The organism is Nocardioides sp., assembly GCF_047607365.1.
Taxonomy (GTDB): Bacteria; Actinomycetota; Actinomycetes; order Propionibacteriales; family Nocardioidaceae; genus Nocardioides.
This window is the reverse complement of record NZ_JASGDD010000089.1, coordinates 20,300-30,314: the sequence shown is the minus strand read 5'-3', so window position 1 is coordinate 30,314 and position 10,015 is coordinate 20,300. Positions and strand designations below refer to the sequence as shown.

9 protein-coding genes are annotated in these 10,015 nt (G+C 72.4%); 2 read left to right on the top strand and 7 right to left on the bottom strand.

Annotated features, from left to right (window positions below; all coding sequences use genetic code 11):
• Positions 1-159: 159 nt before the first annotated feature.
• Genes QM572_RS06815 through QM572_RS06805 form a run of 3 tightly spaced genes read right to left on the bottom strand, consistent with a single transcriptional unit; the run spans position 160 to position 2,145 of the window.
• Complete coding sequence (locus QM572_RS06815) at positions 160-363, bottom strand: Trm112 family protein (protein ID WP_415091382.1); 204 nt, start codon at positions 361-363, stop codon at positions 160-162.
• On the bottom strand, positions 360-1,736 hold the full coding sequence (locus QM572_RS06810; protein WP_415091380.1) for a phosphomannomutase/phosphoglucomutase: 1,377 nt from the start codon (positions 1,734-1,736) through the stop codon (positions 360-362). Before QM572_RS06810 ends, QM572_RS06815 begins: the two co-directional genes overlap by 4 nt.
• 46 nt (positions 1,737-1,782) lie before the next feature.
• The gene (locus QM572_RS06805) at positions 1,783-2,145 is read right to left on the bottom strand and encodes a DUF3499 domain-containing protein (protein ID WP_415091384.1); all 363 of its coding nucleotides are present in this window, start codon (positions 2,143-2,145) and stop codon (positions 1,783-1,785) included.
• 66 nt (positions 2,146-2,211) lie between these two features.
• On the opposite strand from QM572_RS06805, the gene QM572_RS06800 reads away from it, so the two are divergent.
• Positions 2,212-2,628, top strand: coding sequence for a metallopeptidase family protein (locus tag QM572_RS06800; RefSeq protein ID WP_415091378.1), 417 nt, complete (start codon positions 2,212-2,214; stop codon positions 2,626-2,628).
• A 56-nt stretch (positions 2,629-2,684) separates the two neighbouring features.
• Here the strand turns inward: QM572_RS06800 and QM572_RS06795 are convergent, their stop codons facing one another.
• Entirely contained in the window at positions 2,685-3,212 is a 528-nt protein-coding gene (locus QM572_RS06795; protein ID WP_415091376.1) for a pyridoxamine 5'-phosphate oxidase family protein, read from the bottom strand.
• Between the two features lie 15 nt (positions 3,213-3,227).
• Positions 3,228-4,487 (bottom strand): HNH endonuclease, encoded by a 1,260-nt coding sequence (locus QM572_RS06790; protein WP_415091374.1) that lies wholly within the window; start codon positions 4,485-4,487, stop codon positions 3,228-3,230.
• A gap of 538 nt (positions 4,488-5,025) precedes the next feature.
• Between QM572_RS06790 and QM572_RS06785 the strand changes: the two genes are divergently transcribed.
• The gene (locus QM572_RS06785; protein WP_415091372.1) at positions 5,026-5,565 is read left to right on the top strand and encodes a DinB family protein; all 540 of its coding nucleotides are present in this window, start codon (positions 5,026-5,028) and stop codon (positions 5,563-5,565) included.
• 120 nt (positions 5,566-5,685) lie between these two features.
• Here QM572_RS06785 and QM572_RS06780 read toward each other — a convergent pair whose 3' ends face one another.
• Entirely contained in the window at positions 5,686-7,107 is a 1,422-nt protein-coding gene (locus QM572_RS06780) for a DUF5719 family protein (RefSeq protein WP_415091370.1), read from the bottom strand.
• On the bottom strand, positions 7,104-10,013 hold the full coding sequence (locus QM572_RS06775; protein WP_415091368.1) for a glycosyltransferase: 2,910 nt from the start codon (positions 10,011-10,013) through the stop codon (positions 7,104-7,106). Before QM572_RS06775 ends, QM572_RS06780 begins: the two co-directional genes overlap by 4 nt.
• Positions 10,014-10,015 lie beyond the last annotated feature (2 nt).

Genomic DNA, 10,015 nt, shown 5'->3' with positions numbered 1-10,015 from the left:
GCGGGCGTCCGGCGTAGCGCTCGTGCGCGCGGGCGGCCACCTCGTCGAGGGCGCCGGCCTCACGGCGTACGCGGGCGCCGGACTCGGCGAGGCCCCGCAGGCGCAGGTCGGCCAGGGACAGCACCGACTCGTCGTCGAGTCGCGCCTCGTCGAAGTACATCAGGCCGGGCGTCTCGCCTCGTCGACGAGCAGGACGGGGATGCCGTCCTTGACGGGATAGGCGTAGCCGCACGTGCCCTGGCAGACCAGCTCGCCGTCCGCGCCCTCGAAGGCCGTCTCCTCGACCCCGGCGAGGTCGCCGCGGCACTCGGGGCAGACGATGATCTCGAGGAGCTTCGGGTCCAGGCCGAGGGTCGCGCTCACTGCGCGTCCCCGGTGATGATCGCCAGCGCCTCGTCGCGGACGGCCTCCATCGTGGCCACGTCCTTACCCTCGGCGTTGAGCCGCAGCAGCGGCTCGGTGTTGGAGGAGCGGACGTTGAAGGACCAGTCGGGGCTGGAGACGGTGAGGCCGTCGAGGTGGTCGAGCTCGACCCCCTCCTGCGCGCCGAAGTGCGCCTCGAGCTGCGCGAGGACCGCCGGCGCGTCGGTCACGGTGGAGTTGATCTCGCCCGAGAGCGGATAGCGCTCGTACGGCGCCAGCAGCTCGCTCAGCGGGACGTCGGCCTCGGCGAGCGCGGCCAGCGCGTGCAGGGCGGCGAGCATGCCGGAGTCGGCCCGCCAGAAGTCGCGGAAGTAGAAGTGGCCGGAGTGCTCGCCTCCGAAGATGGCGTCGGTGTCGGCCATGACCGCCTTGATGAAGGAGTGGCCGACGCGCGTGCGGACCGGGGTGCCGCCGTTCTCCCGCACGATCTCGGGGACAGCGCGGCTCGTGATGAGGTTGTGGACCACGCTCGCTCCGGGGTCCTTGCCGAGCTCGCGGGTCGCGATCAGCGCCGTCAGGGTGGAGGGGCTGACCAGCTCGCCGCGCTCGTCGACGAGGAAGCAGCGGTCGGCGTCGCCGTCGAAGGCGAGGCCGACGTCGGCTCCGGTCTCGCGCACCTTGGCCTGGAGGTCGACCAGGTTGGCGGCCTCGATCGGGTTGGCCTCGTGGTGGGGGAAGGTGCCGTCGAGGTCGAAGTAGAGGTCGATGAGCTCGATGTCGGGGAGCTTCACGAAGACGGCCGGAGCGGTGTGGCCGGCCATGCCGTTGCCGGCGTCGGCGACGACCGTGAGCGGGCGGCCCTTGACGGGGGCAAGGGTGAGGAGGTGGTCGACGTAGGCGTCGAGGAGGTCCTGCTCGGTGATCTCGCCCGGCGTCGCGGCGGGCTCGGCGAAGTCGCCGGAGAGGACCAGGTCGCGGATCTCGGCGAGGCCCGACTCCATACCGACGGGAGCGGCGAAGGCGCGGCACTGCTTGATCCCGTTGTACTGCGCCGGGTTGTGGCTGGCGGTGAACATGACGCCCGGGATGCCGAGGTGGCCGCTGGCGAAGTAGAGCTCGTCGGTCGAGCAGAGCCCGATGATGACGACGTCGGCGCCCGCGGTCGTCGCGCCCTCGGCGTACGCCTGCGCGAGGCTGGGCGAGGAGGGCCGCATGTCGTAGCCGATGACGATCCTCTCCGGGTTGCCCACGACCTCGACGAACGCGCGGCCGGTGGCGCGGGCGAGATCCTCGTCGATCTGGTCGGGGACGGTGCCCCGGACGTCGTAGGCCTTGAAGACGGCGTTGACGGTCTCGCTCGATGGGCTTCCCATACGCCGAACCCTACCCACGTCGGCCAGCCCGTGAACCAGGCTGTGCCTAGTCGGTGGTGAGGACCCGGAGGTGGCCGTGGCGGCGCGACTCGCGTACGCCGGCGAGCCCCGGCTCGGGCGTGGGAGCCGGCGCCGAGGGCACCCGTCCGGCCTCCCGGACGGCGTCGGCCAGTGCCAGGAGGTCGTCGTTGGTCGGCTCCGGCTCGGCGGGCACCGTGGAGAGCCGCAGCACCTCCCAGCCGCGCGGCGCGGAGAGCCGCTCGGAGTGCTCCGAGCAGAGGTCGTAGGCGTGCGGCTCGGCGTGGATCGCGAGCGGGCCGAGCACGGCGGTCTGGTCGGCGTAGACATAGGTCAGCGTCATCACCGCGGGCCGGGTGCAGGCCGTGCGCGAGCAGCGCCGCGCGATCATGGCCCCTTGACTCACGATCGGGGACGTTACCCCGTCGCCGGGCTTTTCCTGGCTAGGCTCGCTCAGGTGAGCAGGACACGGGATCGTCGCGGTCGCGGGGCGCGCGGTCCGTCGGTGATGCCGCGGGTGCCCGGCGTGCCCGAGCTCCGCACCGACCGCGAGCGCTTCGACGACCTCGCGCTCGGGATCGTGAGCGAGATCGACGAGCGCTGGGCCTCGCGGCTCGGCCTGGTGGAGTACGCCGTCGAGGACGCTCCCCTCGTCCCGGACGACTGGTCGGTGGACCAGGTGCCGCTCTCCTCGCTGGTGCGCGGCACCGGCGGCCGGCCGACCCGGCTGGTGCTCTTCCGGCGCCCGATCGAGCACCGCAGCGAGACCCGCGCCGACCTCGAGGCCCTGCTGCTGACCGTGGTGGTCGAGCAGGTCGCCGAGCTGCTCAACGTGGAGCCGTCGGTGATCGACGCGCGCTACGAGACCGAGTGATCCCGACGTGCAGCGCGCGGACGTCGATGACGTCGTCCGACGCGGCAACGCGGTTTTCAGAGTTGAGCTCGGTCCGGACGCCAGGTCTGCCGCGGAGCGAAGCCTGAGCGTCGCAGCCAGTGCTCGGTGTAGAGGATCCGCGAGGGCGTGATGACCGTCAGTGGATCGCGGGGCGGATCATCGATGGCGCGGCCCCGTTCGACGTGATCGGCCTGCCAGCGGAAGGTCTCCCAGTAGCGGTCGGCCTCCGGATCGTCGCGCTCGAGGGTGCGTGCAGTGCCGAACAACTGGGCGCCTCGGCTGCTGGCGAGGCCGACCAGCGGTGACACGATGCCCGCCGAGATGCGCGGATCTCGACGGAGGTTGCGCGACTTCACCGAGGCGTTCCAACTCGTGTAGAAGACCTCGAACCCAAGGCTGCCGTAGCGCACCGGCGTCGCGCTCGGACTACCGTCGGCATTGATCGTCGCCACGACGGCGAGGTTCTGGGTCGACAGAAGGTTGAGGATCCGCTCTTCGAGCTGGTCGCGCGGGAGTTCGCGTTCCGGGGCGGGTCCGTGGAGCCACGGGTTGGTGGACGGCATGGGCCATTGTTTCGGTCAGGCGGCGCGTTCGTAGACCAGTTCGAGATCGGGATACTGGCGGTAGATCTCCAGGGTGAGGGGTCGTCGCGGCTTCCCCTGGGGTCGAGTCAGTGCGGGCGGGCTGCCAGTCGGCGGGGCGAAGCTTGGTGATTGTTTGGCCCAGTTGCATTGAGCGCAGAGGCCTTGCCCGTTGTCGGCGGTGGTCTCACCGCCATTCGCCCAGTCGGTGATGTGGTCGATGTGCGCGATGGGGGCACCACAGCTAGGTGTGGCGCAGAGTTGATCCCGTAGCCGGATGAACTCGGCGAGCGCCTTGGGGAACGTCCTGGCTTTGGAGTCCATCGCGACCAACTGGCCGGTGTCGGGGTGGGTGTAGAGCCTGCGGAGCGTAGACCGCATCTTCCCGGTGACCCGGGTGCTGGTGCCGCGGTGGACGAGGTCACGGGCCAGGGTGGCGGGGATGGGTCCGAACCCGGTCAGCCAAGCCGGCTCAGCATCGGAGCCGGTGAGGAGCGTCTGGTCGGTCATGATCACGTTCAACGCGATGGCGTGGTCGGGTTGGTCGATCCCGAGAGCATCGGACCCGGTGACCCGAGCGACAAGGGTGTCGGCCCGGACTTGGCTCTTGCTGGTCGCGACTCCCGCTGCGACGAGGGTGTCGGCTGCTGCGTCGAGGGCGGTCTTGACTGCTGCGGCTTGCTCGACGGGCAACAGCGCGTGGAGCCAGGCCATGGCGTCGCCGGTGTCGGTGGCCCTGATGGTGACGCGTCGGTCTCCGACGGCGCGTTCGCGGCGGCTTTCCACGGTCTCGGCATCTAGTTCGAGTGCGATCCGGCGGGTGGTGTGGGCGAGCTTCTTCGCCGCCAACTCCCCCAGACCAGTCTTCTGCGCGAGACGTGTATCCAGGCGGCGTACGTCGGTGGGGTCGAGGTCGATGGTTTCGCGGGTGATCGCGATGACCTTGGCCTCACTCAAGTCCCCGGCAGCCCATGCCTTGGCGAGGTGGGGCATCTGGTGGACGCGTTTCGCGGTCGCCAGCGCGACCCGGCCCGCGGTGGGAGCGATCCGGCGTGCAGCAGCGATGGCTTCAGGCACACCGCGTCCTTGCCGGGCAGCAGGCTCACCACGCGACGCTGCGATCTGGCGCATCTGCCGGTCCAACTCCAAAGCAAGCATCGCTTGGCGGGCTTCGATCTGGGCCTTTTGGGTTTCGAGGTCACGGAGTTCGGTGGTGAGCGTGTCGATGCTGTCGGCGGTGTTGTCATACAGAGTCATGTCCACGTTCCTTCCCGAGTCGGCGTGGTGATTAATTGTTTCGCCGAGTCTACCATCAATCGCAAGCCGGCACAACAGCGCGATTCCACCGGTGCCGAGATGCAGCGGACTTTTCCAATCGGGCCTGATGGTCCTTTCACGACTGGATCAGCAGAGATTCGATGGGAGATCGAGCGTCGCGCGAGCAACTGACCTGCTTGAACGAATTGAGGAGGGCGCTCTCGATCCGGGGCAGCCGCCTACGGACACCCTTCGACTGTGGGAGCCCTCGGTGGGCGAGCTGGCTCCGCCGACCTGCGCGACTGTGCGCGGAGAGAACTCGACGACACAACGCCGACGACAACCTAACGAGCTACCGGATGGTGAGCGTCCCGGTTCTGATCGACGGCAGCTCGGGCGGGATCCACCGCATGTACTGGTCGTTGCAGCCGACCGCTGCGTTTGCCGTGGTCGACAGTAGGTTTGTCGTTGTCGAGATCTACTCAGTTGTCGAAATCTATTCATCAGCGCCCCCACCAATGCGACCACTGGAGTTGACGTGCCCAACCCCGTCACCCGCGACCTGCTCACGACTTTCGAAGGCGTACGATCCCGGCTGTTCGGCCGTCTTGAGGGCCTCACCGACGCTGAGTACCTGTGGGAGCCTGCCGACGACAGCCTCAACATCCGACCCGGCAAGGACGGCAGCTTCGGCGTCGATGAACTGTTCCCCGAGTCGGTCCCAGGTGTGCCAGACCCCGTCACGACCATCGCCTGGCGCATCATGCACATTGGCACCGGCTGTCTGCGAGGCTACGTGATCCACTTCTTCCGGGACGTCCCAGACTTCGGCGACCGCCTAGCGTGGCCAGGGACTGCGAAGGACGGTGTCCAAGCGCTCGCCGAAGACTGGGAGCGCTTCGTCTCTCGTATCGCGGCCCTCGGCGATAAGCGCCTGCTGGCACCGATGGGCTTCGGGCCTGGCGGTTGGGCCGATGAGCGGTATCTGAAGCTCGCGTTGCACGCCCTCAGCGAGGTCACGCATCACGGGGGCGAGATCGGCCTGTTGCGTGACCTCTACCTGCGCGAAGGCCTCTGACCCCCGGATCCGGGCGAACCTGGCCGACGGCACCTGGGACCACACGCACGGCCACCTGCGCACGCAGCCGACCTTCGACGGCTCCTTGGTCCTGGCGGTCAGCAGAGGGTGACCCTGCCCTCAGGGGCCGAAGGAAATGTGCGGGACGGAGCCGGTGCGTTCCAGCTCCCTCAGCCGTACGACGGCGGAGCCGGCGTCCGGCCCGGTGACCAGGATCGCGCCCTGGACCGACGTCCGGGAGGGGACCACCTCGACCGACGTGGCGCCGGACGGGAGGTCGAGGGACGGGGCCTTGTCGGGGCCGAGGGAGATCCGCTCGGTGAGCAGCGTCGCGCCGCGGGCGTCGCGGGCCGTGACCGTCGCGACGCCGACGGCGCTCGCGCCGCCGAGCAGGAGGCGGGCCGAGGTCTTCTCCCCGTCCTGCCCGCCGCCGGGGACGAGCAGCGTGGTGTCCCCGGCGACGGGCTCGCCCGGGACCAGGAAGGACAGGTCGCCGTGGACCACCGATCGCAGCGAGGTCGTGACCGGACCGTCGGCCTCGACCTCGAGGCCGACGGCTCCGGTCGCGACCGAGCCGGCGAGGGTGTCGTCGAGGACCGTCTCGACCACCGAGTGCGGAGGGACCTGGATGGGGTCGAGGCCGTCGGGGGCGAAGGTCGAGTCGGCGGTCACGAGCTTGAGGTCGGCGGCCACCTGGCTGTCGCCGTCGTTGGCGATGGTGAGGGTGTGGCGTCCCGAGCCGGGCTGCAGGCCGAGCATGAGGCTGCGTCTCGACGGGCTCGGCTGCGGCGCCAGCCAGTCCTCGGTGGACACACCGCCGACGAGCCGCTCGCCACGGTCGCGGACCGCCACGCCGAGCTGACCGCGCACCACCGAGACGTGCAGTGCCATCACGCCGGTGCGCGGCACGAGCTCCCCGAGATCCAGCCGCGTGTCCTCCCCCGCCGGGACGGAGACGCCGCGCAGCTGGGGGACGTCGAGGAGGCCCTCGTCGCTGAGCACGTCGATGTCGACGACGGCGAGGCCGGTGTTGGGGTTGACCAGCTCGACGACGGAGGCCTGGGTGGGCCCGGCGCCCACGCCGGTGAACCACTGGTCGCCCACCGGCACGGTGCAGTCCCAGGCCGTCAGCGGCGAGGCGGAGGCGAGCGCGGCGAGCAGCCCGGGAGCCACGGCGCCCGTGCCGGTGACCACCGTCGGCGCCGACGACCCCGCGCTGTCGCTGGAGCGCCCGTCCCGGAGGTCCACGGTCCGGGAGGAGGTGCCGGTGCGCACGGTCGCCGATCCCGTCGCCCCGCCGCCGGCGGCCGAGCCGATCGTCAGGGTCGAGGCCGCGGTGGTGTCGTCGATCGAGCCCGGGCAGACGACCGAGGCGGAGGTCAGGGGCGCCTCGGAGGCCGCCGCCGGGACGGTCCGGGCGGCGTGCGGACGGGTGAGGGCCAGCGCCAGCCCGAGGAGGAGGGGCAGCGCGACCGCGAGGATCACGGTGACGTCGATCCGGCGACGGGCCCGGCCGCCCACCCTGCTCGCTGCCCTGCTCACGACCGCCTCCGATCCCGGCCCACGCTGGGGGCGGCGAGGACGATCACCACGACCAGCCCGCCGAGCTGCAGCACCACGAGCGCCCACCGCAGCCAGCCGGTCGGCCCCGCGAGCCGCGCGGCCGAGGGCGGTGTGTCGATCTGCCAGGCCCGTGCGGCGCGCGACTCGGGGCTCGCCTGCGACAGTCCGCCGGTGGCGTCGATCGCAGCGGCGACGGCGGGGTCGACGGGAGAGGTCGCGACGACGTACTGGATCCCGCTGCCGGCCAGCTCGGAGACGGTGCCGGCGTCGGGCCGGGACACGAAGTCCCGGACGCAGGCGTCGAAGGCCGCGGGCGGAGTGCTCAGGGCGAGGATCTCGTCCTCGCCGAGCGTGATCCCGTCTCCGCGCACGACCTCGTAGCGCACGCCCTCCGCGACGGAGCCGCGCAGCACGAGGACGCCGTGGGCGGCGCCGCGCTCGGCGTCCTCGAGCATGTACGCCGGCACGACCGATGCCGCGGAGTCGCCGAGCTCTCCGTGGTCTCCGGTGACGGCCCACGCGAGCCCACCCGCCACCGGGACGAGCGCGGCGGCGGCCAGCAGGACGGCGACCCCGATCCGGAGCAGGCCGCGCACGCCGGGCGACGAGGAGAGGGCGCCCTGCGCGCCGAGGACGATCGCGACGATCGCGGCGCCCTGCACGAGGACGAGGAGGAAGGCGGTGCCCACCGGCGCGGCGGTGGCGCCGACGTGGAGGGTGACCGGCGAGAGCGCCAGCGCGACCAGGCCCGCGACGACCCCGATCAGCCAGCAGGCGAGCACGGGGATCCGGGCACGGCCCGACGCCAGCGCGACGACGGCCAGCACGGGCAGCGCCGAGCCCATCCACCACGGCGCGCCGAGATCGCCCAGGCGACCGACCGCGAGCTGCCAGCCCGCGATCGCGTGGGACGGCGGCCGTCCGGCGTCCATGAGCAGCGACACCCCGGCGCCATGGCGCAGGGCGGGCACCCACCACGCGGCCAGCAGGCAGACCGGGACGGCCAGCGCGACCGCGGGCGGGCCCCAGATCGACCGGCGCGGATGCAGCCGGAGCAGGACGAGCGCCACGACCACCACGACCGCGGCGAGCAGGGCGCAGATCAGCCAGGCGGTCGGGGTGAAGGCCACGGCAAGGGTCAGCAGGAGGCCCGCGCGCCAGGCGGCCCGCCAGCGGCGCTCGGGCTCCGGGTCGGCGAAGCCGAGCGCGGCGTGGGCGAGCCAGGGCAGCGTCGCCGACGCCACCACGGGGCCGAGGCGGCCGTCGCTCCACGCCCCGGAGGCCAGCGGCACCAGCGCCCACGCGACCGCGCCCCACAGGATGAGCCAGCGCGGCGCGCCGGCGATCGAGAGGAGCCGGCCGAGCACGCGCAGCAGGCGCCAGGCGCCCCACAGTGCCAGCAGCGGGGCGCCGATGAGCACGACGCTCACGGCCAGCGCCGGCTTGCCGCCGAGCACGGTGGCGAGCAGCGTGAGCGGGAGGAGATAGGGCGAGGCGGGCACCGCCGTGCCCTGGCCGATGCGGTGCCAGGAGTCGAGCACCAGACCCCACCAGGAGCCGACACCGCCGGGCGGCGTGGTCAGGCCGCCGCCGACGGCGGTCCCCCACGCCGTACGCGTGGCGGCGAGGAGGAGCAGCACCGCGAGCGCCAGCAGCAGCGCGACCGGGTTGGTGACGACGCGGGCGACCAGGCCGGTGTCGCGCAGCATCCCCTCCTCGCTGTAGGGGTCGTCCGGATCGTCGGGGTCGAGCGCGCTGCGCTGCCGGCGCGCTGCGAAGGAGGCCGGGTCGGCCTCGGCGGCGGCGATCCGGCGTCGCTCGGCGACGTCGGCCGCCTGGTCGGTCACCGCCGAGGCGAGGTCGCCGACGACGTCGAGGCCGTGCCGGTAGGGCAGCCACCACGGCGCCAGCAGGGCCCGGACCTCGGCGGGAGGAACGGCGTCGAGCTCGCGCCTCGCCCGCCGCGCCCGGTGCACGACGCCCGGACGGACGTAGACCGAGACCAACGCGGCGAACTCGTCGGCGGCCCGGCCGCCCTGCCGCGTGGCGAGCAGCCCGGCGACGCGGAGCAGCGAGCCGAGCAGCATCCGGACGAGCTGGAGCGGCAGCGTCCGCGCCCGGCTGTTGGCCAGCAGCGTGTAGAGCGCGGCCCGGCGCTCCTGGAAGTGCGTGTGGCGCCCCGTGAGCGCGCTCCGGCGCAGCCCGCGATGGGCCGCCTCGGCGTGGAAGACGACGGCCTGCGGCACGATCAGCGTGGTCAGCCCCGCGCGCGCGGCCCGCCAGCCGAGGTCGATGTCGTTGCCGAAGATCGGCAGCTGGGGGTCGAGGCCGCCGAGCCGCTCCAGCGCCGAGCGGCGGACGAGCAGACCGGCGGTGTTGACCGCGAGCACGCGCCGGATCTCGTCGTGCTGGCCCTGGTCGTACTCGCCGCGCTCGAGGCCGGTCTCGCGCCGGCCGGTGCCGGAGATCGTGACGCCGAGCTCGAGCAGGCGGCGCAGCGAGGGCCACTCGCGCAGCTTCGGGCCGAGCAGGTCGGCCTCGGGGAACTCGTGCGCCGCGATCATCAGGGTCTCCAGCGCGCCGGGGTCCGGCGTGGAGTCGTCGTGCAGCAGCCAGAGCCACTCGGGCCCGTCGGCGCCGTCCACGCCGTCGCCGGCGTGCGCGAGCGCGTGGGCCAGCGCGTCGGGGTAGGAGGTCGAGGAGCTCAGCGCGAGGACGCTCCCGAACGCGTCGCGGATCAGGTCGGCGCTGCCGTCGAGCGAGCCGGTGTCGACGCCGATCAGCTGGTCGGGCGCCCGTCGCTGGGCGGCGATCCCGTCGAGCACCGTCGGCAGCCATCGCGCCCCGTCGTGCGCGACGAGCACCAGGGCGACCGACCGATCCACAG

Bases quoted from the DNA above. Each gene is read 5' to 3' on its own strand.
- QM572_RS06805 (WP_415091384.1), bottom strand. From the start codon at position 2,145: ATGATCGCGCGGCGCTGCTCGCGCACGGCCTGCACCCGGCCCGCGGTG.
- QM572_RS06810 (WP_415091380.1), bottom strand. From the start codon at position 1,736: ATGGGAAGCCCATCGAGCGAGACCGTCAACGCCGTCTTCAAGGCCTAC.
- QM572_RS06790 (WP_415091374.1), bottom strand. From the start codon at position 4,487: ATGACTCTGTATGACAACACCGCCGACAGCATCGACACGCTCACCACC.
- QM572_RS06795 (WP_415091376.1), bottom strand. From the start codon at position 3,212: ATGCCGTCCACCAACCCGTGGCTCCACGGACCCGCCCCGGAACGCGAA.